The following is a 24,004-nucleotide window of genomic DNA, read 5'->3' as shown; positions in this document are numbered from 1 at the left end:
CCCATGAAGTGCTTTTATCACCCTGACCAAGCGATGCATGCGCCGCCTACCTTCCTGCTACGTGGCCAGCCCGTCGCATCGCCGGAAGGCCCGGTGCGTGCCGAGCTACTGACGCAGGGGTTAGCAAAGGCTGGCTTAGTGCTCACTGCGCCAGTTGAGTCAGACTCCCCCAAGCTGCGCAAGCGCCTAGAGCAAATTCATACGCCGCGCTACCTGACGTTCTTAGAAACGATCTATGCCCGCTGGCAGGCGCTGCCCAATGCCGCCGAGTTTGTGGCACCCAACATTCACCCCTGCGGCGGAGGCCACCACTACCCCCGCCACCCGATTGGGCAAGCGGGCTGGCACCTGCACGATATGGCCTGCCCGCTCAGCGCGACTAGTTTTCAAGGCGCGCTGGCCTCGGCCGTCACCGCAGAGGCGGCGGCAGAAGCGGTGTTAGACGGGGAAGCGGTGGCCTATGCGCTGTGCCGCCCGCCAGGCCACCATGCTGGGCCGGAGCGCGCAGGCGGCTTTTGCCTGCTGAACAACTCTGCGCTAGCCGCCACCGTGCTGCGCGAACGCTTTGCCAAGGTGGCGATTATCGATGTAGACCTGCACCACGGTAACGGCACCCAGGATATTTTCTACGCCAGAAACGATGTATGGACCGGTTCGCTACACGCCGACCCCAGCGATTTTTATCCGTTTTTCTGGGGCGGTGCCGATGAAGAGGGCAGCGATGAGGGCGTGGGTTGCAACGTGAATCTCCCCCTGCCGGTGGGCAGCGATGGCGAGGTCTATTTGGATGCGCTGGCGATCCTGATCGACCATCTGCAGCGCTATGAGCCGGATGCCGTGGTGGTCGCGCTGGGGTTAGACGCCCATAAGGATGACCCGCTAGCGGGCCTGCATGTGGAAACCGAGGCGTTTATCGAGGTGGGCAAACGTTTAAAAGCGCTCTCGCTACCCATGGTGATTGTGCAGGAAGGCGGCTACCCCACCGAGCATTTAAGCGCCAACCTAGCGGCCTTTATGCAGGGGTTTACCGCATGAGTAAAACCGGATTTTACTGGCACGAACGCTGCTTTTGGCACGACCAGGGGGCCATTGGCGTGTTTTCCGCGCCGGGGGAGTTCTTGCAGCCCCAGGCCGCCTCCGAAAGCCCAGAGAGCAAGCGGCGGCTGAAGAATATTCTGGAAGTGAGCGGGCTGATTGATGAGCTTCACGTAGTGAAGCCACCTGCCGCCACGATGGAAGACCTGCGGCGTTTTCATACCCCGCGTTATTTGGATGAACTGCAAGCAGGGGATAAAGCACGAGGGGGCAATGGCGGCGACTGCGCGCCCTATATGCCGGGCAGTTGGGCGGCGGCAACCCACTCAGCGGGGCTAGCCATTGCTGCCGTTGAGGCCGTGGCGCTGGGTGAGGTCAGCCATGCCTATGCGCTATGCCGCCCTCCGGGCCACCATGCCGAAGCCGATCAAGGCCGAGGGTTCTGCCTGCTGGGCAATATTCCCGTCGCGGTGATGCGTGCCCGCGCCCTAGGTCAAGCCAAACGGGTAGCGATACTCGATTGGGACGTTCACCACGGCAACGGCCAGCAGGCGGCGTTTTATCACGACCCCGATGTCTTCACCGTTTCCATGCACCAAGCGGCCAACTACCCGCTGGAAACCGGTGGTTTTGACGAGCAGGGAGAAGGGGCCGGGCTAGGCGCTAACCTTAACCTGCCGCTGCCCCCTGGCTGTGGCCTGAGGGCCTACGCGTATGCCATGGAAACGTTGGTGCTGCCCGCGTTGGAGGCATTCAAGCCTGACCTAATCGTGGTGGCCTGTGGCTATGATGCCTGCGCCAAAGACCCGCTAGGTAAGATGCTGCTCAATAGCCAGGCTTTCGCCACTATGACCGCTCAAGTCAAGGCCGTGGCAGAGCGCTGCTGCAGCGGCAAGTTGGTGGTGGTGCATGAAGGCGGCTACTCCGAAGGCTACGTGCCGCTCTGCGGTCATGCGGTGATTCAAGCCCTTGCGGGCAGCAAGACCGCCGTATTCGATCCACAAAACGACGAAATTGCCGCCTGGGGCTACCAATCGCTACAGCCGCACCAGCAGGCGCTCATCGATGGCTGGCAACAACAGTGGGAGCAAATGACCCGATGACACCGCTTTATGATCGTGACGGCTGGATTTGGCAGGATGGCCAGTGGCTGGCCTGGCGGGACGCCAAAGTGCATGTGTTCACCCATACGCTGCACTATGGCATGGGCTGTTTTGAAGGCGTGCGCGCTTACGCAGGGCCGCAAGGCCCGCAGCTGTTTCGGGTAGCGGAGCACACGCGAAGGCTAGTGGAAAGCGCCCACGCGCTGGATATCCCGCTGCCGTTTAGCGAAGCCGAGCTGATCGATGCCCAGCGTGAGAGCCTGACTAAAAATGGGTTAAGCAGCGCCTATTTAAAGCCCACCGTGTTTCTCGGCGCGGAAGGCCTAGGGCTGCGTGCCCAAGGGCTGACCACCCATGTGATGATTGCCGCCTGGGATCTAGGGCCCTACCTTTCCCCTCATGCAGCGTCCCACGGGCTGCGCGCCTTGACGTCCTCTTGGGCGCGTCACCACGTCAACATCAGCCTGTGCCGCGCTAAAACCAGCGGCCACTACGTGAATTCGATGCTGGCGCTCAACACGGCAGTCAAAGCGGGTTTTGATGAAACTATCATGCTCGACCCCGAAGGCTATGTGGCCGAGGCCTCGGCGGCGAACGTCTTTTTACTGCGCGATGGCGTGCTACACACCCCGGAAGTGACCTCCTGCCTGCAGGGCATCACCCGAGATAGCGTCATTCAACTGGCCCGGGATGTGTTGGGCATCGAAGTCAAAGAACGGCGCATTACCCGCGATGAGCTTTACACCGCCGATGAGGCATTTTTGACCGGCACCGCCGCCGAAATTCTGCCGCTAAGAGAGCTGGATGGGCGCAGAATCGGCACTCGCGCCGGGGCGCCGCCCCTTAGCGAGCCGGTGGCGGCGAATAGCGTAACGGCCCAGCTGCAGCATCTTTATCGCCAAGCCGTGCGCGGCGAACTAGACGCCTACCGGCACTGGCTAACCCCGGCATAACGGGCTGATTGCTTTGAAGTCGCCCCGGCTTTGCTCCGGGGCAGGCGGTGCTAGCCGTGCTGCTGAAGCGCTTTTTCCAGCGCGGCCAATCTGCCGGGCGCTAACGCGTCCTCGACCGCTGTAATTCGGATCACGTTGGCCAATTCCGGGTGGGCGAGGCGGGCTACCAGCACGCCCTCGGCCAACAGCTCCTGATGCACCGCTGCCGCCAACTCCGCGCTGGGTAGCCGAATGCCGACGAAGTTCGTCGCGCTGGGGAGCACGTCGGCACCCAGCGCCGTGAAGTGCAGCGCCAGCTGTTCGCGGCGGGCTTTCACTGCTTCAATGTGCTGGCGTACTTCGTCGGGGTGATCGAGCACGACTTCAGCCGCCGCCTGAGTGAACGACGACACCGCGTAGTGAATACGCACTTTCATCATCATCGCCAGCACGTCAGGCTCGGCAATTGCGTAGCCAATACGCATCCCGGCCAGGCCGTGGGCCTTGGAGAGCGTACGCAGGCGAATCACGCCCGGCAGCGCCTGGCCAAGGAACTCGCTTCCCGCGTCATCACGAAAATCCCCGTAGGCTTCATCCAGCAGCAGCCAGCACTCGTCGGGCAGCGCTTCTCGCAGTTTGAGAATCGCGTTGTCGCTATGCAGGTGGCCGCTGGGGTTATCTGGGTTCGCTAAGTATACCAACCGCGCCTCTTTTTGATGGGCCGCTGCTGCTAGCGCTTCTAAGTCCGGGGCGAGTACGCCGGGGGCTTCGTGGTAGCTGGGTTCAACTAACCGGCAGCCCTGGCCCAAGGCGAAGTAACCGAAGGTAGGGTAGGTGCCTGCGGTGCTCACCACCGCATCGCCCGCCGTGCAGGTAGTGCGCAGCGCTAGCGCAATCAGGCTATCGGCACCGGCATCCACCAGCAGGTGCTCCAGGGGAATGTTCTGCTGTGCGCTGATGCGCTGGCGAACGCCCAGCGCTTCGGCATCGCCATAGCAATAAACGTGTTGTGCCACCGAATCGCCAAAGTGCTTCCGTAGGGCGCGGTGGGGCATATCTAACCCTTCGTTTGAACCCAGCCGATGGGGAATCTCTCGGCCAAGTTTACGCTCCAATACTTTGATACCGGGGAATGGGTTCGCAGGGCCTTCGCCGCGCAAGTGATAGGGAAACTTTGACATTCTCTACTCCTTTGAAAGCAACTATTTTTAAGGGTATATCGCATGGGCAGACTGATGGGATTAGAGGGTGCTACTAGTAGCTTCCGAGCGCTTGAACATTACGATGGCAACCGCCGACAGGGTTAGCAGTAGGGCAATAAATACTTTGGGACTGAGAGGCTCTCCAAGCAGTAGGATGGCACTGGACACCCCCACCGTAGGAATAATCAGAGTCGAAATGGTCGCCTGGGCAATGGTAAGTTGGTTAACGTTCATGAACCATAGCATCTGTGCCAAAGTAATCGAGAATAGCAGATGGTAGCAAAGCGCCAGCCAGGTCGAGGTTTGCCAGTTAGTGGGGCTGGGTATGGGTTCCAGGGCGATCATCAAGATAATCATAGGGATAGCACACAGCACGAATTGCCAGCCGGTCACCACCACCGCATGACTTTCCCAGCCGCCGCGCCGCTTGATCAAAACGGTGCCCAGAGCCCATGAAAGCGCGGCACCGAGCATGATCAGAGGGCCAATCAGTCCCTGAACGCCGCCTTGCAGGGCGGATGGCCCTAGCAGGATAAGAAGCCCGCCCTGCCCGCATGCAAGCCCCAGCCACTGGCGTTTAGTGATGGGCTGGTCGAGCAGCCACCAGCCCAATAGCAGCGCCCAGCATGGCATGCTGAACGCAATAATGGCGGCTTGTGAGGTGGGCATGCGAAGCTGGCCAAACGCGGTGGCGAGGTTAAAGCCTAGAATGGTAAAAAAACCGGTGATTGCTAGCCACGGCCATTCTTTGGATGACACCCTGATTGGCAAGCGCCGCCAGTATGCCCAGCCAAGTAATAATATTGCCCCTGTGGTGAAGCCGATGGATCTGAGCGTGAAAGGGGGAATATCCATTAGGATAAACCGCACGGCCGGCCAGTTACCGCCCCAGAACAGCCCGATGGTGCCAATTAGGGCGATGGCGGATAATTGCCCGCTGTCGCGGCATTGGGCCATATAGCGTTGTACCCTGACAAAGCTCATGAGTCGGGTAGTACCTTATGGCGATTAAGCAGGTTGAGCGGGTCGAGCGCCTGCTTGAGTGTCCGCATCAGGTGGATTTCCGCTGGTGTTCGTGAAAGATGTAAGTAGTCACGCTTATCCAGCCCAATACCGTGTTCTGCAGACACCGAGCCGCCCATGGCAGTCAAAGGCTCATATACTAGAGCCTCCACAGTACGCTTTTCGTCTGCCGTTGCCGCGATATTACCTGTAGTTACCGAGACGTGCAGATTGCCATCGCCCAGATGGCCAAAGACAACGATTCTGCCTTTTGGCCAGCGCTCGGTTATTTGGGTTTCAAGGGCGTGCGCGTACTGATCCATAGCGGGAATCGGCAAACTGATATCAAAAGTAAAATGCGGTTTGAGGTGGTGTAGAAGGCCTTCGATATCCTCACGGATGGCCCATAGGCGTTCGCGTTGATGGCTGGTGCTAGCGATGACCGCATTGCTGATATGACCATTTTCAAACGCCCCTTCAATCACTCTTTCAAAACGCTGGGCTGTGTCCTGCTGATCGCTGCCCAGGGTTTCGATTAAAACGTAAAATTCTGCATCGGTTGCCAGAGGCGGTGTGTGGCGACCGCTTTCTTCCGTCAGTAGGGCATAGTGGTTATGCCACATCACTTCAAAGGCCGATAGTTGCTCACCCAACGCCTGGCGGGCGTATTGCAACAGGGCAGTCAGGTTACTGAAGGTAGGACAAGCCAGCAGGGCAGTCTGAATGGCTAGTTGCTGGGGGTGCAGCTTTAGTACCGCCCGGGTGACGATGCCAAGGGTGCCTTCGGTGCCGATAAACAGTTGTTTGAGGTCGTAACCAGCATTGTTCTTGAGCATGTGATGCATCGAGCTGACCTGGGTGCCATCGGCGAGTACTACCTCAAGCCCCAGCACCTGCTCACGCATCATGCCGTAACGGATCACGCGCACCCCACCGGCATTGGTGGCGATATTGCCACCAATGGTGCAGGAGCCACGTGCACCCAGATCCAGAGCGAACTGCATGCCTGCTTCTTTGGCGGCTTCCTGTACCCGCTGCAGCGGTGTGCCCGCCTGCACGGTCAGGGTGCCGCTGACCGGGTCAATGGCCTCAATCTGATTCATCCGCTCAAGTGAAATTACCACCTCGTTAGGGTTGGCCACACCTCCGCGCACTAGACCCGTTAGGCCGCCATGGGTCACCACTGGCTGGTTTGCCTGGTGGCATGCAGCCATGACACTGGCAAGCTGCTCGGTATCTACTGGGCGCACTATGGCACGCGCCTGACAGGAACTGGCCTGCATCCAGTCATCTTGACGGGCGCTGACATCATTGTGCTCCAGTAGGTTTTGGGGGCCTACGATAGCGGACAGTTCTGCTAATAGTGCATCCATTCAGAGCCTCATTATCAAGATGCTTTTTCTATGGTGTCGGGACGGCCAGGAATGGCTGCGAGCAGTTCACGGGTATAGGCCTGCTGAGGCGCCAGGAAGACGTCACGGGCTGGTCCCTGCTCCACAATACGGCCATGTTGCATGACGATAATATGATCGCAGATTTGGGCCGCTACTCTAAGATCATGGGTAATGAACAGAAGTGACAACGAAAGTTTCTGTTTTAGGTCTTCTAGCAGCTCCAGAATCTGAGCCTGGATCGATACATCCAGCGCCGAGACCGCTTCATCGGCGACAATTAACTCAGGTTCCAGCGCCAGCGCCCGGGCAATGCCGATACGCTGGCGCTGGCCGCCGGAGAACTCATGGGGGAAGCGATCAGCGGTGTTGGCCAGGCCCACTAGTTCAAGCAGCTCATTGGCCTGTGCCAGGGCTTTCTGCTTGGGCACTCCGTTGGCAATCGGTCCTTGAGCTATGGCCATGCCGACCTTGGTACGCGGATTAAGGGAGGCGTAGGGGTCCTGGAAAATCATCTGTACGCGTTTGCGTTCACGGCGCAGTGATTCCCCGTGGAGCTGCATGAAATCCGTGCCGGAAAGACTTATGGTGCCGCTGTCCGGGGTTTCCAGGCGCACAATACAGCGGCCCAGAGTGGATTTGCCCGAGCCGGATTCGCCCACAATGCCGATGGTTTCCCCCTTGACCAGTGAAAACGACACATCATCCAGGGCGCGGACTTCCCGTGCCGCCTTGAACAGGCCGCCTTTGGAGCGGAAGAGCTTGTTCAGGCCTTTGACGTCGAGCAGAGGGGTATCGGTTTCTGCGCCCCGCGCTTCCGGCACGATATCGCTGGGAATGGCCTCAATCAGCGCACGAGTGTACTCATGCTGCGGGTTGGCCAGTACCTCTTTGGCCTCACCAAGCTCGACAATCTGGCCGTGGCGCATCACGCAAACCCGGGTAGCAATTTCCGCCACCACCCCGAAATCATGGGTAATGAACATGACTGCCATGCCACGACGCTTCTGCAGGTCAATAATTAGGTCAAGAATCTGGGCCTGGGTGGTAACGTCCAGCGCGGTGGTCGGTTCGTCAGCAATCAGCAGTTCCGGCTCAAGTGCCAGTGCCATGGCAATCATCACCCGCTGGCGCTGGCCACCGGAAAGCTGGAACGGGTAGGCGCGTATGGCTTTTTCCGGGTCGGGAAGCCCGACCTCTTTCAATAGTTCTAATGCTTTGGCGCCGCGTTCCGATCCATTGAACTGACCATGGGCTTCAAACACCTCGCTGATCTGGGCACCGACACGCATCAGTGGATTCAGGGCGGTCATGGGCTCCTGAAAGATCATTCCAATCTGTAGGCCACGCAATTCGCGGTGCTGCTTTTCGGTGATGCTCAATAGATCCTGACCGTCAAACATCGCCTTGCCGCCTACCGGCCTGACGCCTTTGGGAAGTAGCCCCATGACCGCATTGGCCGCCATGGATTTACCGGAACCGGATTCCCCCACCACGCAGAGGATTTCGCCACGCAATACATCGTAGCTGAGGTTTTCCACGGCATAGGCGCGGTCAGCCCCCTTGGGCAGTGCCACCGTCAGGTCCTGCAGGCTCAAAAGAGGGGTGTCGTTGGTGGTAGTCATACTGTTCCCCTTGTTCATGAGCGTTCTCGGCTGAGTTTTGGATTAAGCGCATCGTCCAGGCCTTCACCCACCAGGTTCAGGGCAAGCACGGTCAACAGAATGGCCACCCCCGGAAAGAAGCTTAGCCACCAGGCTTGGCGAATCACGGTACGTGCGGCACCGATCATATATCCCCAGGACATGACATTCGGATCACCCAGCCCAAGGAAGGAAAGGGATGATTCCAGCAGGATGGCGGTGGCCACCATCAGCGACGCCAGTACGATAATCGGCGACATGGCGTTGGGCAGGATCTGGCGGGTGATGATAGTGAAGTTGCTCTGACCGACCAGCCGGGCGGCCTCGACATATTCACGATGACGCAGCGACATGAATTCAGCACGTACCAGGCGAGCGACCGGCGGCCAGCTGACCAGCGCGATTGCCAGTACAATGGAGGTCACACTGGGCTGCATGATGGCCACTAGCACAATGGCCAGGGCAAAGTTGGGGATTGTCTGAAAGAACTCGGTGAAACGCATCAGGGCATCATCCAGAATGCCTCCGTAATAACCGGCCATGGCGCCGAGCGGCACGCCGATCACCAGGGCTACCGAGGTAGAGACCAGACCAATCAACAGGGACACCCAGGCGCCGTGCATCAAACCGGCAGCCACATTGCGCCCCATGGTGTCAGTTCCCATCGGGAAACCGTCCACTTCAAGCGGGGTTAGGAAAGGGCGTTGGACCATACGCCAAGGGGATTCAGGGAAAAATAGGGGCGCTGTAATTGCCATCGCGATGATGACGGCGAGGATAACCAACCCCACGAGGGCACCACGATTCTGGGCAAAGCGGGCAAAGAAATTCATGATGTCTCCTTGATACGTGGATCAACCAGCCCGTACACAAGGTCGGTGATGATATTGAACACAATGACCAGAGCGGCAGAGAAGAAGAAAATGCCCAGCAGTAGGTTGTAGTCACGCTGCATCAGCGCCTCGAACATTAGGCGGCCGATACCCGGCCAGGCAAAGACGGTTTCGGTAAGAATGGCACCACCGACCATCTGACCGGCCTGCAGGCCTGCCAGTGTGATAATTGGCAACAGGGCATTCCGCAGGATATGGCGGCGCTGAATCAGTCTGGGCGCGAGGCCCTTAGCCCGTGCGGTCTTGACATAGTCCTGCTGACTGGCCTCTAGCATGGAAGTGCGCGTCATGCGGGTATAGATGGCCATAAAGAACAATGCCAGTGTGGTAGCCGGGAGGATTAGGTGCTTGCCAATATCTAGCGCTAGGGCGAGGCCAGTGTAGTCAGCCCCGACGGTGGCGTAGCCGTATGCGGGTAACCAGCCCAGTGTCACTGAAAAAAGGACAACCGCCATCAGGGCGACCCAAAACAGTGGAGTAGCATAGAAGACTAATGCGATTGCCATGATCAGCGAACCGCTGGGCTTTTTAGCCCGTGCAGCAGCCATGGAACCGGCCAGAATCCCGAGACCCAACGACATGACAAAGGCAGTGCCGGTGAGTAGCAGTGTAGCGGGCATCCGGTCCATGATTAGGTCAAATACCGGCATCTGCTGGCGATAGGAGTAGCCAAAATCTAAGGTGGCAATGCCAGATATGTAGCGCCATAGCTGGACGTAAAGAGGTTGATCCAGCCCGAACTGCTCGCGTAGCTGGCGCAGAAATTCCGCATCGGTAGCCCCGGCTTCACCCGCCATTACAGCGGCAGGGTCACCAGGAGCCATGTGAATAAGAAAAAAATTAAAGATAACAATCAGAAACAGAACAATGACGGCTTTCAGGAGCCGCATCGTGATCAATCTGGCATACAACATGCCTTACTCCTGTAGCGACATAATCCAAGAGCTGGGCGACAAAATGCCGCCCAGCATCGTTTTATCGGTCAAGCCAAGCGTTCTTGAAGCCGTCGTTAAGACCGATACCTGTGGTCACTAGGTTTTTGACATCACAGCTGTATATGGTTGGGAAGCCAAGTTCCAGTAGCCAGCCAACCGGCACATCCTCGTGGAGGATCTGTTGGACTTCCTGGTAATACTCTTCACGCTGGGCATCTGGGTAGGCGGTGGCTGCTAGGTCGAAGAGCTCATCTACGCGCTCGTTCTCATAGCCCTGAACGTTGTTCCAGGGCGAGCCCTTAGCAATATTGCTCGAGATATAGGTCCGTGAAATGCCCAGGGCCGGGTCGCCGTACTGGAAAAGGTAAGTAAAGGCGAGGTCATAGTCCCACTCGCCCAGACGCTGGTTCCAGCCTCCCACATCGGTGGATTGTGTTGTGACGTTGATGCCCACTTCTTGGAGATTCTGCTGAACCGCTTCGGCCCAGCGTACCCAGGTTTCGCCATAGGGAATCGGCAATAAACGCACTTCTTCGCCGTCATAGCCCATTTCATCCAGCAGCTCACGGGCACGTTCCGGGTTATGGTCGTACGGTGTCAGGCTGTCATCTTGGAAGCTGGCGTTGGAGCCGAAGGCTGACAGTGGCACTTTACCCAGACCATTCCACAGCACGTCGCGGGCAAATTCACGGTCCAGCGCATACATGACGGCCTGGCGGAAGCGTTTATCTACCATGGGGCCTTCGCGGTTGTTGATCCAAAGCATGGCGTAGGGACTAAAGTACTCATGGCCTTGTTCGGTGAGGCAGGTGTTATCCAATTCACTCAGGCGCGGAATATCGAAGTTTTCTACCGAGTTGGCGGGTAATACATCTACGGTACCGTTTTCGTAGGCCACAGCTCGTGAAGATGCATCCGGAATCACGTGCCAGTTTATGCCATCCAGATAGGGGAGGCCTTCCTCGTAATAATCCTCATTCTTGATTAGCTGGATGACGCGGCCACGCTCCCAGCTTTCAAACTTGAACGGACCAGTACCAATGGGATTATTGTTGGCTTCATTAGTGCGGAAATCAGTGCCTTCATAAATATGCTTAGGCATCATTGGCATGGTGCCTGCTTCAAAGGCTAGCAGGAAAGGGCCAAAGGGGTTTTTGAGAGTGAATACCACTGTGTGGTCGTCAGGGGCTTCAATGCTTTCCACGTGGGAAAGAATGGTCCGGGTGCGCGGGTTCATCTCACGCAGATACACATCCGTGGAGAACACCACATCTTCAGAAGTGAAGGGTTCACCATCATGCCAAGTAGCATCTTCCTGGAGATGGAATGTGTAGATCAGACCGTCTTCGCTAACTGTCCAATCATGAGCAAGCTGTGGCATGGGGTTAAGGTCGGTGTCGTATCGCAGCAGGCTTTCAAAAATATTGCCAGACACTGTCTGTGTCGGAGCGTTTTGGTGCACACCCGCGACTATACCCGGAGGCTCTGGTTGAATGATGGTATCAATCACACCGCCTGAACGTGGTTCCTGTGCCCAGGCTGAGGCGGCTGTCATCGAGGCTGCCGCAATGGCGAGCGTTAAGGCTTTCTTCATTGTCTTCCCCGTACTTATTGGTTTGTTGATAGGAAACATGGCTCCAGAGAGCCGGGTGATTAAGGCATTAGGCTCATTCGTCCATGTTGCCTTGTTACTCACGGTTTGCCGTGCGCAGTAGCGCATCGCATAGCACTTGCGTAGCGATGGCGCAGTGTTCGGGCTCGGCATACTCACGTTCGTTATGGCTGATACCGCCCCTGCAGGGAATGAATAGCATCGCGGTGGGTGTTACATAGCTGACATTGACGGCATCATGACCGGCACCACTCATCATTCTGAACGGTGGATAACCTAATGCCTGCGCTGCGCTGGAAAGATCCTCCACCAACGACGCATCGAAGTAGGTGACTGGCATATGCCATAGTTCACGAATGTCAGCGCTGACACCTTCCCGTTCAGCGAAGGCCTTGACATGGGTACGTAGGGTGTCATCCAACTGCTGCAGGGCATTTTCATCGGTATGGCGTACATCAACCTGTAGAGTGACGGCCCCCGGAATCACGTTGCGTGAGGGTTCGGCGACCTGGAAATCACCGATAGTCAGGCGCGAGATACCATCGACATCGTCCCGCACACTTTGGCGCATGGCTTCGATAAAACCGGTGGCGGCCATTAGGGGATCATGGCGATATTCCATCGGAGTCGGACCAGCGTGGGCGGAATCGCCAGTAAAGGTGATGTCATACCAGCGTAGCCCCTGCACGCCACTGACGATTCCCAACGGCAGGCCCTTTTTCTCAAGAATCGGTCCTTGTTCAATATGTAGTTCAAGGTAAGCAGCTAGCGGCAGGTCGTGACGGGTCAATGAGCCTTTATAACCGGATTCGTCCAGTGCCTCTCCCAGTGTAATGCTGTCTTTGTCTCTAGCAGCGCGGAAATCCTCAAGCGATAGGCGTTGGCTATAAACACCGCTGCCGCCCATGGCTGGAGCAAAACGGCTGCCTTCTTCGTTGGTCCAATTAACTAGCACCAGGGGCCGCCGGGTTTTAATGCCTTGCTCATTCAGAGTGCGAAAGACTTCCAGCCCGGCGAGGACGCCTAGCACACCATCAAAACGTCCGCCGAGCGGCTGGGTATCTAGATGGCTGCCCACGGCTACTGGCGAAAGATTATTGTCATGGCCGGGGTGAACAATAAACATATTGCCTGCTTGGTCGGTTTGCCACGTGCAACCCAGTAATTCTGCCCAATCCAACAGCTTTCGACGCCCATCTAGATCTTCATTACTCAAGGCCAGCCGACGACTGCCGCCATTGGGGGATGGCCCGATGCTGGCCATCTCCATCAGTGATGCCCATAGGCGTTCGCTGTTAATTTTTGGAGACGCCAGCATCTGTAAACCCTGTGTCGACATCATTGACTCCTTGTTTAGGTAATGTGCAGCGGCAGCGCCTTGCTGTACTCTTTTTAGTGTTTAGCTTTTAGCACGCTTAGTCGGGGCATGACCTCTGTGTAAAAGCGTCGAAGACAGGAGTTGCACTATGCGATCGGCCCACGACACCCTTGATTGGAACCTGCTGCGCACCTTCGTCAGCATCGTTCAGGAGAAAAGTATCAGCCGGGCGGCGCAGCGGCTCAACCTTTCTCAACCTGCTGTCAGCTTGGCACTTAAGCGACTGGAATCGCATCTCGGGCAAACTCTTATTGAGCGTGGTAGCCATTGTTTCCGGGTCACGGAGGCAGGGGAGATGGTTTACCGCGATGCGCTTGAAATCTATGCCAATGTGGCGCGGCTTAGTGTCAACGTGCGTGATACCTCGCCTGAGGTGGCAGGCAAGATCACTCTCTTTTTGGTCAGTGGTATCCAGAGCAGCTTTCTTGATGACGTGCTGCGGCGCTTTCATTTGCAGCATCCTCGCATTACCTGTGAGGTTACTGTGGTTTCCAGTCAGGATGTGGTGCAGTCGATTCTGCAGAAGATGGGCACCGTTGGTGTCTGCCTGCTGCCTCATCCAGTGGAAGGACTGAATAGCCAGCTTCTGGTACATCAGCGCTATCGTTTTTTCTGTGGGCCTTCGCACCGCTTTTACGGTCAGCAGAACTTGCCGCTGCAAGCGCTCAGTGATGAGCCTTTTGTGTCTTTCACTAGTGCTCAGCTTTCTGGCGCTCTGGCTGAAATCGCGCTGTTTCGTGGAGCGCAGGGATTGGTCGGTGAAATGACGGTTACTTCCAGTAGTCTGGAAGAAATTCAGCGCTTTGTGAGAAGTGGGTGGGGTATCGGCTGTTTGCCGGAGCATACGGTGCAGAGTGATGTTGAGAGTGGGCAGCTGTGGCCCCTGCCGCCCTATGCCGGAATCCCCAACATCGACTTGCACCTGATTTGGCATCAGGACGCACGCTTCTCGCAGGCGGAGCAAGTGTTTTTTGATTTTCTGCATCGTGCAATGGCAGAAACTACCATTGAGCAGCGGCTGCCCTAAGGCAATAGCTGGGTTTGTCATCACTCGGCTCACTCATTTTTATATAGCGCTCACCAGAATGCAGTGAATGCTTCTTCATTATTTTTGCCGGCGTGTTCGGTCTGCTGTCCCCGTTTGAGTTGTTCTATACAGCCCTTTTTTCTGTGTTCAGCCTACCTTTTCCTGATGGGCCTCTACTGAGCCTCTTTTTCTGAATTGGTTGGCTGGAGGTCTATGCCTCGTTGGGCTGCCGGGAAAGCCTATAACAGTGCTTTGTCATCGTTGCTCTGTTAAGGCGTAATTAATCAATAACACCCGTTTTAGCATAAGACTATTTTTAATTTTTTATTCTTTGTATTAGTCAAATTAATACTTGTCTTCACATGGAGTTATGCAACCGATGCTAAATAATAGGGCTTGCAATTAGCCTCGAAAAATGTGAACCATTAAAAAGCTATTCATAGTCAATACTTTTATTGTTATGAAAATGTTCGTTTATGCGACTAAAAATGAAAATTCTGCAGTTAAAAGTAGCTAAGTTAATGAAAAATAAATTCAGCCTAATTTCATCGCGGAGCCAATATCATGCTGACAGCTCAGGAGCAGAGGTTGCTTGCTTGCTGTGATTCACTGTTTGAAGACACACTTCAGCTCACCGAGGAGCTAGTAAGAGCATATAGCGTGTTGGGGGAAGAGCAGGCTGCACAAAAGGTGATGGAAACTTGGTTTAAGGCTGAAGGTTTTCAGGTCAGTCAAGTGCCCTTGGAGGAGACAGCCCTGACTTTTACCGGACAGGAGGTGCCTGCTGATCGTCCACGCCATAATGTGGTGGCTCGCCTGAATAGTGGTGTCAACGGGCCTCATTTGGTGTTCAACGGCCATCTGGATGTCGTGCCCGCCGAGCCTCATTCTCGGTGGACTCGCGCCCCCTGGGAGCCCTGGAGGGATGAAGAAGGGTGGCTTTATGGTCGCGGTGCTGGTGATATGAAATCGGGCATTGCGGCTATGTGCATGGCGGTCAAGGCAGTTCGCCAGGCGGGTATTGCCATTGAACATCCCTTAACCCTGCAAACCGTCATCGAGGAGGAGTGCACTGGCCATGGGGCGCTGGCTTGTGTCAAGGCAGGGCATGGGGGAGATTTTGTACTGATCCCTGAACCCTTTGGTGCGCAAATCATCTCTGGGCAAGTGGGCGTTCTGTGGTTTCGTATCAGTTTGAACGGTGTACCTGCTCACGTACTCGATACTAGTGCCGGCACCAATGCCATCGAAGCAGTCAACTCATTGTTCAACAGCCTGAAGCCATTAGTAGACGAGTTCAACCGTGTTTCCCACCCCCTTTTTAGCCAGGTTGCCCGGCCTTTCAATCTCAATCTTGGGCGAATCCAGGGCGGAGATTGGGCTTCCAGCGTACCCGCCTATGCCAGCCTCGAAGGGCGCATTGGCTTTCCACCGAGTGTGACTGTGGCTGATGTCCAGGCACGGGTGCAGGCCTGTATTGAGACTGAAGCCAGCCAGCTAGGGTCTGGCGTTTCGGATGTGACGGTGGAATTTCATGGATTCTGCTCTGAAGGAGTAGAGGTGGATCTTGATGATGTTGGAGTTCGCTTGCTTGGGCGCTGCCATCAGGATCTGACGGGGGCCGAGGTGACTACCAAGCCACTCACCTGCACCACAGATCTGCGCGCCTACAAGGTGCATGGAGGTATCAACGGCACCTGTTATGGACCGGTGGCAGAGAATATCCATGGAATAGATGAGCGTGTAGATATTGAGTCCATCCGCCACACTTTAAAAACTTATGCGTTGTTTCTGAGCCGCTGGAGTGAAGGGGCGGTGCATCTGAAGAGTGAGGTAAGTCCGTGAAGTGTTTTTACCATCCTGAACAGCAGCTCCATGCCCACACGAGTTTTCTGCTTAGAGGACGCCAGGTTGCCTCGCCGGAAGGGCCGCTGAGAGCTGAAATGCTGCTTGAAGGTTTGAAAATGCTGGATATTGAGACGTTGATGCCCAAGGCCACTCCTAGTCTCCATAAGCGACTGGCGCTGATTCATACTCCGCGTTATTTGCACTTTCTGGAAACTATCTATGCTCGGTGGTCAGAGATGCCGGAAGCCGCTGACATGGTGGCACCTAATGTCCATCCCTGCGGCCAGGGCAACCATTATCCACGTCATCCTGTCGGGCAGGCGGGGTGGCATATGCACGATATGGCCTGCCCGCTGACCGCGGAAACCTATAAGGGCCTTATGGCGAATGCCACTACAGCAGAAGCTGCAACTGAGGCAGTGATGGCCGGGGACGGCCAGGCCTATGCTCTTTGTCGGCCACCGGGCCATCATGCCGGGCCAGACCGTGCCGGTGGCTTTTGCTTTATTAATAACTCTGCGCTGGCGGCGCAAACTCTGCGCGAAAAATATGAGCGGGTAGCCATTCTTGATGTGGATTTGCATCATGGCAACGGCACCCAGGATATTTTCTACGCTCGTGGCGATGTGTGGACCGGCTCGATTCACGCCGACCCCGCCGATTTCTATCCGTTTTTCTGGGGTGGCGTGGATGAACACGGAGAAGGTGAAGGAGAAGGCGCTAACGTCAATCTACCTCTCCCATTGGGCAGTAACGGCGAAGTCTTTATGAATGGGCTGGAGTCTTTAATTGAGGCCATGGAGACCTACAGGTCAGAAGCCATGGTGATTGCCCTTGGTTTGGACGCCCACAAAGATGACCCTTTAGCTGGACTGGCGCTGGAAACTGAAGACTTTGGACGCCTGGGAGAAAGACTAGCAAAGCTGGATTTGCCCACAGTAGTGGTACAAGAGGGCGGTTACCCTACCGAACATCTAGGACGAAATCTTGCGGCTTTTATGGAGGCTTATATCAAGGCAAGAAGATAAGCATAGCGAGCCTCGACGTGAACAACCTGGTGATAAAAGAAGGCGGCTACTGCCTCGAAGGGCGGAAGCCAATGCGGTGAGTTTTTTTGAGGTGCTGCTGGGTAAGGCGTAATCAGTAAGACAAGCCATCAAGGTGTCTGGCAAGATAGCGTTTTCGGACGTTAAACGATCAAGGACACGGCATGGCGCATCTGCTACGCATCGTGATGATTCACGGCCACCTGAGCGGCGTGGTCGAACTCAGTGTGGACGGCCACACCAATATTTGCGGCACCAACGCGTCGGGTAAAACCACGCTCCAGCGGCTGGTGCCGGTGTTTTACGGCGAGCTGCCCAACAAGGTGGTGCCGAAAACCCGCATGAAATTCGATGCGTTCTATCTGCCCCATCGCAACAGCTACCTGGTATACGAATACCGCCGCGAAGCGGGCAACGTGTGCCAGGCGGTGCTGACCCGCAAGCAGGAAGGCGGCGTGGAGTATCGCTTCGTCGGCGCGCCTTACCGCCCGGAAGACTACCTGGTCGAGACCGAGCAGGGCCCGCTGGCGCTGGACTATACCCAGTGGGCCAGCGGGCTGCGCCGCAGCGGTACGCCGATGTCGCCCAAGCTGGGCGCCACTTCCGAGTTCCGCTCGGTGATCCAGAACGACTTTACCCAGCTCCACGGCAACAGCCGCGATGGCCTGAAGCTGCGCCAGATCGCCGCCCAGTTCAGCCTGGTCAACCCCGAGCGGCGCATTCGCCATATCGAAAAGCTGGTCTCGGCGGTGCACGCCAAAGAGGGCAAGATGGACACCCTCAAGACCATGCTGGCGGCGATTTTCGAAGAGGACGGAGTCGAGCTGCCGGTTACTCGCATTCGTAGTGCCAAGGCCCGCGAGTGGATTCACCAGATGCGCCAATCCATGCGCCTGGAGCCGCTGCAGGCCGCGTTGGCCAAACTCTCCGGTATCGACCGTGAACTGGCCGAGCTCGACACTACCCTGTGGCAACTCAAACCCCAGCTGGCCGCCGACCGCGAACAGGCCCAGCGGCAGGTCGCCGACCTGGAAGGTGAACTCAACCGCCACCAGCGGGAGTTTCAGGCCGAAGAGCAGGCCTACGGCGAACGGCGGGATGCGCTCAACGACCAGCACAGCGAAGTGGCAAGCCAGCTGCAGCACGCCCAGCACCGCCTCAACGACCTGCAAACCCGCTTCGAGCAGTACGCCGATGCCGACATGCCCGGCCTGGAGCGGGACATCAACGCGCTGCCCCAGTGGCGCGAACAGCGCGACCAGCTGCAGCAACACCTGCAAGTGATGCAGGACGCAGTAAAGGAAAGCCAGGCGCGCCTGGATGGCCGACTGCGCGAACTCTCCGAAAACCTCGCCCGCCAGACTCAAGAGCACCAGGAACTGATCGACGCGCTGGTGGAGGAGAAAGCCGAGCGCCGCGAGCAGCAGTGGCAAACCGAACAGCAGCACAACGAGCGTTACCAGCAGGCTCGCCAGCGCTTGGAGAGCGAGTATCAGGCCCAGCTGGAGCTAGGCGTCGAGCAGCTGGCCGAGCTGAAGGCCCAGCTGGCCATGCCCAGCCAAACCCGCGAAGAGGCCCAGGAGGCCGAGCTGGCCCAGGCGCGGCTGGACGATGCCCAGCAGGCCCGCAGCGCGGCCGGGGCCACCCTGGAAGCGCTGCGCCGCGAGCTGGAAGCCCACAAGCGCGAGCGCGACACCGCCGAACAGCATCTCGTGCAGTGCCGTCAGCAGCGGGAGCGCGCCGAGCAGCACTGCTACACCCTTTACCAGCAGCAGACCCCCGAGCAGGGCAGCCTGCGCCACTTCCTGCGCTACCACCGCCCCGGCTGGGAACAGCAGCTCGGCAAGGTGATCGCCCCGGAACTGCTGGAGCGCCGCGACCTCGCCCCCCAACTGGCCGACCACGCCAGCGACGACCTGTTCGGCCTGGCGTTGGACCTTTCCGCCATCGCGCTGCCCGACTACGCCCAGGACGAAGCCAGCCTGCTGGCCGCCATCGAGGAAGCCGAGAGCGCCAAGGCCCGTGCTCACACCGCCTGCACCGCCGCTGAAAAGGCCCTCAAGCAGCACAACGAGCGGGTACAGCAGGCCGATGACGCCCAGGACACCGCCCGCCTGGCCCACCAGCGCGCCGAGCAGGAGGTGGAATATGCCCTGGAAGCGCGCCGCCAACAGCAGGCCCGCCACGCGGAAAGCCAGAAAGCCCGCCGTGCCCACATCGAAGCCGCCCTGGCCCGCCAGGAGCAGGCCCAAACCGAGCTGCGCGACGAGAAGCGCGACGCCCTGGCCGAGCTGGCCGAAACCCACCAGGGCCAACTGCTGGAGCTCAAGGCCGACGCCCAGAGCCAGCTCGATAGCCTCGATGCCCAGCTACGCACCTACAAACAGCAGCTCAGCGATGCCAATGCCGAACACCAGCGCCAGCGCGCCGAGCTGGAAGAGGCCTTCAGCCAGGAGCTGGCCGAGCAGGGCGTCGACCCCGCCCAGCTCAAGGCCACGCGAACCCGCCTGGAAGCCCAGAACGAGCGCATTCGCAAAACCGCCGCCCGCCAGGAGGAGCTGGCCGAGTACCAGCGCTTCATGCGCATCGAGTGGGGCCAGCACAAACCCCAACTGGTGGCGGAAGAGGCCGAGCTGGCCCAGCGCGACCAGCAGCTCAAGCGCGACAAAGCGCATCTGAAAAACGCCTTCCACGCCGCCAGAGAGGCCCACCAGCAGGCGGTGAGCGACCTGAAGGCCCAGCGCGACAGCGCCCGTGGCACCCTGGAAGCCCTGACACCGCTGCTCAACCAGCTGGAAAGCCTGGAGCTGGTGGCTGAAGGCGCGCCGCTGGAAGCCAGCCTGGGCGATGTGGACGAACGCATCGAACGCACCCGCCAGGCCCTGGCCAGCCGCCACCAGCAGCTGGAGCAACTGCGCCGAGGCTGCCTGGACGTCGAAAGCCAACTGATCAAGGACGCCAGCAGCGGCTTTGCCGATGCCCTGCAAAGCGAGCGCGACAAGCTGCCCAGCGACAGCCCCCGGCTACTGCTGCCGCTGCTGCGCGGCATGCTCAAACTGCTGGAAGACCAACAGCAGCAGCTGATTCAGGAAGGCCGCAACCTCAGCGACGACCTGGACAAGTTCTTCATCGTCTTCCGCGACCTGAACCGGCGCATCAGCGCCCAGAGCCGTCGGCTTTCGGAAGAGGTCGCCGACGACCTGCGCCTGGAAGGCATCACCAAGGCGGAAGTGCGCATTCAATCCACCATCGACGAGCTGGGCTTCTGGGAGCCGCTCAAGCTGTTCGCCCAGCGCTACAAGGCGTGGCGGGAGTCCGGCCAGACGCTGCCCAGCGACGACTACCTCAACGCCCTGGCCGACGTGGTCGATTTGCTGCGCAGCGACCAGCAGTACAGCTTCGAAAGCCTGCTGCGCCTGGAGCTGCACCTGAACGAAGGCGGCACGGACCTGGTGATCAAGAACGACCGTCAGCTGCTGGAGTCCTCCAGCCACGGCATGGCGTATCTGATTCTGTGCAAGTTCCTGCTGGCGTTTACCCGCCTGCTGCGGGGCGATGCGCACATCGCCATCCACTGGCCCATCGATGAGATCGGCACCCTGGCCTACCACAACGTCGAAAAACTGTTCGATGCCTGCGACAGCAACCGCATCCATATCGTCGGGGCCTTCCCCAACCCGGAATCCGACGTACTGCTGCTGTTCGCCAACCGCTACCTCATCGAACGGGACGCCCAGCAACAGCGTCAGCTCAAGCGTATCGAGCCGCGTCTCAGCGCGCTGGCGCAGAAAATCAAGCAGCGCCAACAGGAGGTGAGCGCATGATCGAACACGGCCCCCTGCTCGAACGCCTGCTGGCAGGCGACTTCGTCTGCGCCGTCAGCGACGACAACGCCTACCGGCACCTGGCCAACGAAGAGACCCGCGAGGCCATCGACGCCTACCTGCGCCCGCTCAACCGACGGCTGGCCAGCAACGAAGACGCCAGCGTCTACTATCTCGCCTGGCGGCAGCTCAGCGACACGGCGCGGGAGCAGCTCTCCCGCCAGCTCGCCGACACCGTCAACAGCCTGCTGCCCATGCTGGAGTGGCTACAACTGGTGCAGGAAGCGCTGGGCCGCGACGCCCTGGCCGCCCCTGGCGACGTGCTCAAACCCGCCGAGTTCAGCGCCAAGTGCGAAGACAACCAGAGCCTGCGCGAGCGTTTGGAACGGCTAGCCACGGACAACTTCTTTGGCTCCCAGAGCGACCAGCTGGATGCCCAGGTGAAGCAGATCTTCAAACGGCTGAAAGAGCACGGTTACCTGATGCAGCCCCACAGCGAACGCCAAGTGTTCGTGGTGACCGGCAAGATGGACTACCTGGTGGACGTGGTACGCTTCATCCGCGACGAAGAGAATCTGCCCATCGATGCCGACGAGGACACCGGCACGCAGGAGGCCCTGCTGTGAGTCGGCGTGAGAACAGTGCTTTAGGCAATGGGGTGGGCAGTGGCGTGAGCGAGCTGGAGAGCCGCCTGCTCAAGACCGGCGCGGAACGCCTGGCGCTGCTGGGCAAGCACGCCGAACGGCTGATGCAGGCCTACACCCGCGACGACGTACCGCTGGAAGGCCTGAGCGACGGCGCGTTGCGCAAGCTGCTGGCCGCCCGGGTGCTATGGCGGCCCGACGAGCAGAGCGGCGTCAAACTCTCGCCCAAGGTGCGCGACCTGATCGCCGAAATGCTCGCCGACGAAACCCGCCGCCACGTCAATGCCGACGTGGCCGAAACCCTGGAGCTGATTCGTACCCAAGTAGATAGCTACCGAGAAGCCCGCAGCAAGGGCGAACACTGGCGCCAGGAGCAGCAGCTACTGCGCCTGCGCCAGGAGGTAGACGACCTCAACGGCCGCTTTGCCGACGCCATCGATAGCCTGTGGCAGCGGCTCAACAGCGATTTCGGTTTCGTCAGCCAGCTCAACGACAAGATCCGCGAGAACGACCGCGCCCAAAAGCAGATCGTGCGGCTACTCGATGGCCTCGCGCTGATCGACTTCGACGAGCTGATCGCCCTGGTGGGTAGCGACGGCAGCCTGCGCAAGCTGCTCATCAGCCAGCTTCAGAACCGCCTGAGCCACCACTACACCAGCTTGAGGGAAGTGCAGCGGCGGTTGATCGAGCTCATGGCCCGCTTCCGCAAGCAGCAGGCCCGCAGCCGCCTGATGACCGGCATGGCCGCCTTCCTGCGCGAACACCCGGGCTTCGTGCCCAGCAACTACGCCCAGCGCAGCGAGGTGCCCGCGCTGTTCAACCGCGCCGCACCGCTCAACCCCGCCGCCGCCCCCGCGCTGGACCGCCCCCTGGACACCCGGGTACTGGCCGAACTGCTGCACGAGCTGCCCGCCCCGCGCCACGCCGCGCAAAACGTGGCCGTGGCCAACCCCGTGCAGCTCGCCGAAGAGAGCCTGGCCGCCGCCCGCCAGCAGGCCCTCAAGCTGGACGTCGAGCGCTTCTATCTCGCAGTGCTCGACCAGCCGCCCGCCGAGCCCGTCAGCGCCCTGGCCTACCTGCAACAGAGCGGCCTAGAGTGGGCAGATGAAATCTGGCTGTTTCAGGTGATCGCCGAGTACCAAGGGCTGCCGCGCAGCGAACAGCAGGCCTTCCGCCTGCAGCAAGAGGAGAGCAAGGCCAGCGCCTATAACGACCTGCGCCTGATTCACGATGTGGCCCTGGCGGTGGCGGTATGAACCTGCCCAGCCGCGCACGCAACGGCCTTAACGGCGTCGCCCGCGAACTACTCCGCCAGCCCACGGTGGAGAAGCCCCGCCGCCAGTGGGTAGACGACGTAGTGGCCTGGTGCCGCCAGCACGATATTGACCTGGCCACACGAATCAACAGTAAAGCGCTGCGCTTTGACACCGCCTTGCTGGCGCAGATCAACGACGTGTTAGATAGCGCCCGCCTAGCACCGCTAGGCTGCTCGCTCAGCGGCCTAACCAGCAGCGCCCAAGCGAAGGAGGGCATGGAGGAAGACAAAGCTACCCGCGAAAGCCCCCGCGCCTGGCGCATACTGCTCAGCCTGCCGCCCCAGCCCACCCCGGGGCTTGCAAGCGAGCCGCGCTGCAGTCGCGACGTGGACGTTCGACACCTCACGCTAGGAGCCTTCGGCGCGCTGGTGCAGGTGGAAAACCTCGACAGCTTCTACGCTTTCAACCCGAACATCAGCGCCCTCAGCGGCTACGCCCAGCCGCTCATCGCCTACAGAGGCGACCGCCACTACGGCGGCGGCTTCGCCCACCTGGCCGAGGTATGGCGCAAAACCCGCAGGCCGCACCTCTACGCAGGCGACTTCGACGCCAAGGGCGTGACCCTCGCGCTGGACAGCGGCGCCACGCACCTGCTGCTCCCCGATATGGCGTGGCTCAGCCAATACGCCACCCCCCTGCACCAGCCCGCCGGGCAGCTCCCCTACCAACGGCGGCTGCGCCAACTCCACGTCAGCCTACCGCCCCAACACCCGCTCAGGCCCTACCTCACGCTGCTGGAAAAACAGCGCGGCCTCAAACAGCAGTGGTTTGAGGGGGAATTGGTGGCGGTGGGGGTTGGTTAGCGGATTGCTTCTTGGCTGGGGTTGGCTGAGAGAATCAACCGTGCAGTGCTTTTCTTGCGGTACGCAGGGGGGAAAGCAAAACGCGCCAGCATGCGAATCTGAATATGCCGCTTATTTTCCCTTTGCCTTCAGGCGAATCAGTGGGATAGGGTCGATGGAGCTGGCTACATAACCTCAATGAATGAGCGCGCGCGTTTATTGGGGTTATACAGCGTTCCGTATAAGCACTGTTACGTGTCACCGAGAAATCATGTTTAGAGAATACTTTGAATATTGGGAAGTTAGGCCAGAATATTCCAAAGAGTTCATATCTCTTTGGAAAGGCTGGCTTGGCAAAGAAAATTATCACAAGCTGGATGAAGTTACGGAA

General features: G+C 58.7%; 18 protein-coding genes. 10 read left to right on the top strand and 8 right to left on the bottom strand.

What is annotated here, in order from left to right; translation table 11 throughout:
- Window positions 1-3: 3 nt before the first annotated feature.
- Genes AC13CY_RS01080 through AC13CY_RS01070 form a run of 3 tightly spaced genes read left to right on the top strand, consistent with a single transcriptional unit; the run spans window position 4 to window position 3,091 of the window.
- Window positions 4-1,035 carry a histone deacetylase family protein gene (locus AC13CY_RS01080; RefSeq protein WP_089675745.1) on the top strand — a complete coding sequence of 344 codons (1,032 nt, stop codon included), beginning with the start codon at window positions 4-6 and terminating at the stop codon, window positions 1,033-1,035.
- A complete protein-coding gene (locus tag AC13CY_RS01075; RefSeq protein ID WP_483052195.1) occupies window positions 1,032-2,138 on the top strand; it encodes a class II histone deacetylase in 1,107 nt (368 codons plus the stop codon). The genes AC13CY_RS01080 and AC13CY_RS01075 overlap by 4 nt, the downstream gene beginning before the upstream one ends.
- Window positions 2,135-3,091: a branched-chain amino acid transaminase gene (locus AC13CY_RS01070; RefSeq protein ID WP_058579883.1), complete on the top strand. Its 957-nt coding sequence runs from the start codon at window positions 2,135-2,137 to the stop codon at window positions 3,089-3,091. Before AC13CY_RS01075 ends, AC13CY_RS01070 begins: the two co-directional genes overlap by 4 nt.
- A 50-nt stretch (window positions 3,092-3,141) precedes the next feature.
- On the opposite strand, the gene AC13CY_RS01065 is transcribed toward AC13CY_RS01070, so the two are convergent.
- From AC13CY_RS01065 to AC13CY_RS01030, 8 genes are all read right to left on the bottom strand, one after another.
- Window positions 3,142-4,251 carry a pyridoxal phosphate-dependent aminotransferase gene (locus tag AC13CY_RS01065; RefSeq protein ID WP_483052194.1) on the bottom strand — a complete coding sequence of 370 codons (1,110 nt, stop codon included), beginning with the start codon at window positions 4,249-4,251 and terminating at the stop codon, window positions 3,142-3,144.
- A gap of 60 nt (window positions 4,252-4,311) precedes the next feature.
- Entirely contained in the window at window positions 4,312-5,256 is a 945-nt protein-coding gene (locus AC13CY_RS01060; RefSeq protein WP_062362295.1) for a DMT family transporter, read from the bottom strand.
- Window positions 5,253-6,647 (bottom strand): FAD-binding oxidoreductase, encoded by a 1,395-nt coding sequence (locus tag AC13CY_RS01055; RefSeq protein ID WP_062362298.1) that lies wholly within the window; start codon window positions 6,645-6,647, stop codon window positions 5,253-5,255. Before AC13CY_RS01055 ends, AC13CY_RS01060 begins: the two co-directional genes overlap by 4 nt.
- 14 nt (window positions 6,648-6,661) lie before the next feature.
- Window positions 6,662-8,290, bottom strand: coding sequence for an ABC transporter ATP-binding protein (locus tag AC13CY_RS01050; RefSeq protein WP_062362301.1), 1,629 nt, complete (start codon window positions 8,288-8,290; stop codon window positions 6,662-6,664).
- Between the two features lie 14 nt (window positions 8,291-8,304).
- The gene (locus tag AC13CY_RS01045; protein WP_062362303.1) at window positions 8,305-9,141 is read right to left on the bottom strand and encodes an ABC transporter permease; all 837 of its coding nucleotides are present in this window, start codon (window positions 9,139-9,141) and stop codon (window positions 8,305-8,307) included.
- Window positions 9,138-10,115, bottom strand: coding sequence for an ABC transporter permease (locus AC13CY_RS01040; protein ID WP_062362306.1), 978 nt, complete (start codon window positions 10,113-10,115; stop codon window positions 9,138-9,140). Before AC13CY_RS01040 ends, AC13CY_RS01045 begins: the two co-directional genes overlap by 4 nt.
- Window positions 10,116-10,176: 61 nt before the next feature.
- Window positions 10,177-11,730 (bottom strand): ABC transporter substrate-binding protein, encoded by a 1,554-nt coding sequence (locus AC13CY_RS01035; RefSeq protein ID WP_062362309.1) that lies wholly within the window; start codon window positions 11,728-11,730, stop codon window positions 10,177-10,179.
- A gap of 94 nt (window positions 11,731-11,824) precedes the next feature.
- The gene (locus AC13CY_RS01030; RefSeq protein ID WP_062362311.1) at window positions 11,825-13,087 is read right to left on the bottom strand and encodes a Zn-dependent hydrolase; all 1,263 of its coding nucleotides are present in this window, start codon (window positions 13,085-13,087) and stop codon (window positions 11,825-11,827) included.
- A 127-nt stretch (window positions 13,088-13,214) separates the two neighbouring features.
- On the opposite strand from AC13CY_RS01030, the gene AC13CY_RS01025 reads away from it, so the two are divergent.
- From AC13CY_RS01025 to AC13CY_RS00995, 7 genes are all read left to right on the top strand, one after another.
- Window positions 13,215-14,153: a LysR family transcriptional regulator gene (locus AC13CY_RS01025; RefSeq protein ID WP_062362314.1), complete on the top strand. Its 939-nt coding sequence runs from the start codon at window positions 13,215-13,217 to the stop codon at window positions 14,151-14,153.
- 564 nt (window positions 14,154-14,717) lie between these two features.
- On the top strand, window positions 14,718-15,998 hold the full coding sequence (locus tag AC13CY_RS01020; protein WP_062362318.1) for an ArgE/DapE family deacylase: 1,281 nt from the start codon (window positions 14,718-14,720) through the stop codon (window positions 15,996-15,998).
- A complete protein-coding gene (locus tag AC13CY_RS01015) occupies window positions 15,995-17,029 on the top strand; it encodes a histone deacetylase family protein (RefSeq protein WP_062362321.1) in 1,035 nt (344 codons plus the stop codon). The genes AC13CY_RS01020 and AC13CY_RS01015 overlap by 4 nt, the downstream gene beginning before the upstream one ends.
- Before the next feature lie 182 nt (window positions 17,030-17,211).
- Window positions 17,212-20,871, top strand: coding sequence for an ATP-binding protein (locus tag AC13CY_RS01010; protein WP_483052193.1), 3,660 nt, complete (start codon window positions 17,212-17,214; stop codon window positions 20,869-20,871).
- Window positions 20,868-21,497, top strand: a complete 630-nt coding sequence (locus tag AC13CY_RS01005; protein WP_062362328.1) for a condensin complex protein MksE — start codon at window positions 20,868-20,870, stop codon at window positions 21,495-21,497. Before AC13CY_RS01010 ends, AC13CY_RS01005 begins: the two co-directional genes overlap by 4 nt.
- Window positions 21,494-22,771 carry a hypothetical protein gene (locus AC13CY_RS01000; protein ID WP_483052192.1) on the top strand — a complete coding sequence of 426 codons (1,278 nt, stop codon included), beginning with the start codon at window positions 21,494-21,496 and terminating at the stop codon, window positions 22,769-22,771. The genes AC13CY_RS01005 and AC13CY_RS01000 overlap by 4 nt, the downstream gene beginning before the upstream one ends.
- The gene (locus AC13CY_RS00995; protein ID WP_483052191.1) at window positions 22,768-23,634 is read left to right on the top strand and encodes a DUF7281 domain-containing protein; all 867 of its coding nucleotides are present in this window, start codon (window positions 22,768-22,770) and stop codon (window positions 23,632-23,634) included. The genes AC13CY_RS01000 and AC13CY_RS00995 overlap by 4 nt, the downstream gene beginning before the upstream one ends.
- The last annotated feature ends 370 nt before the right edge of the window (window positions 23,635-24,004 follow it).

The organism is Vreelandella sp. L-15, assembly GCF_056857635.1.
Note: the sequence above shows the minus strand (reverse complement) of the source record. Positions and strands in the feature narration are given on the sequence as shown.

Bases quoted from the DNA above. Each gene is read 5' to 3' on its own strand.
- AC13CY_RS01080 (WP_089675745.1), top strand. From the start codon at position 4: ATGAAGTGCTTTTATCACCCTGACCAAGCGATGCATGCGCCGCCTACC.
- AC13CY_RS01075 (WP_483052195.1), top strand. From the start codon at position 1,032: ATGAGTAAAACCGGATTTTACTGGCACGAACGCTGCTTTTGGCACGAC.
- AC13CY_RS01070 (WP_058579883.1), top strand. From the start codon at position 2,135: ATGACACCGCTTTATGATCGTGACGGCTGGATTTGGCAGGATGGCCAG.
- AC13CY_RS01065 (WP_483052194.1), bottom strand. From the start codon at position 4,251: ATGTCAAAGTTTCCCTATCACTTGCGCGGCGAAGGCCCTGCGAACCCA.
- AC13CY_RS01060 (WP_062362295.1), bottom strand. From the start codon at position 5,256: ATGAGCTTTGTCAGGGTACAACGCTATATGGCCCAATGCCGCGACAGC.
- AC13CY_RS01055 (WP_062362298.1), bottom strand. From the start codon at position 6,647: ATGGATGCACTATTAGCAGAACTGTCCGCTATCGTAGGCCCCCAAAAC.
- AC13CY_RS01050 (WP_062362301.1), bottom strand. From the start codon at position 8,290: ATGACTACCACCAACGACACCCCTCTTTTGAGCCTGCAGGACCTGACG.
- AC13CY_RS01045 (WP_062362303.1), bottom strand. From the start codon at position 9,141: ATGAATTTCTTTGCCCGCTTTGCCCAGAATCGTGGTGCCCTCGTGGGG.
- AC13CY_RS01040 (WP_062362306.1), bottom strand. From the start codon at position 10,115: ATGTTGTATGCCAGATTGATCACGATGCGGCTCCTGAAAGCCGTCATT.
- AC13CY_RS01035 (WP_062362309.1), bottom strand. From the start codon at position 11,730: ATGAAGAAAGCCTTAACGCTCGCCATTGCGGCAGCCTCGATGACAGCC.
- AC13CY_RS01030 (WP_062362311.1), bottom strand. From the start codon at position 13,087: ATGTCGACACAGGGTTTACAGATGCTGGCGTCTCCAAAAATTAACAGC.
- AC13CY_RS01025 (WP_062362314.1), top strand. From the start codon at position 13,215: ATGCGATCGGCCCACGACACCCTTGATTGGAACCTGCTGCGCACCTTC.
- AC13CY_RS01020 (WP_062362318.1), top strand. From the start codon at position 14,718: ATGCTGACAGCTCAGGAGCAGAGGTTGCTTGCTTGCTGTGATTCACTG.
- AC13CY_RS01010 (WP_483052193.1), top strand. From the start codon at position 17,212: ATGGCGCATCTGCTACGCATCGTGATGATTCACGGCCACCTGAGCGGC.
- AC13CY_RS01005 (WP_062362328.1), top strand. From the start codon at position 20,868: ATGATCGAACACGGCCCCCTGCTCGAACGCCTGCTGGCAGGCGACTTC.
- AC13CY_RS00995 (WP_483052191.1), top strand. From the start codon at position 22,768: ATGAACCTGCCCAGCCGCGCACGCAACGGCCTTAACGGCGTCGCCCGC.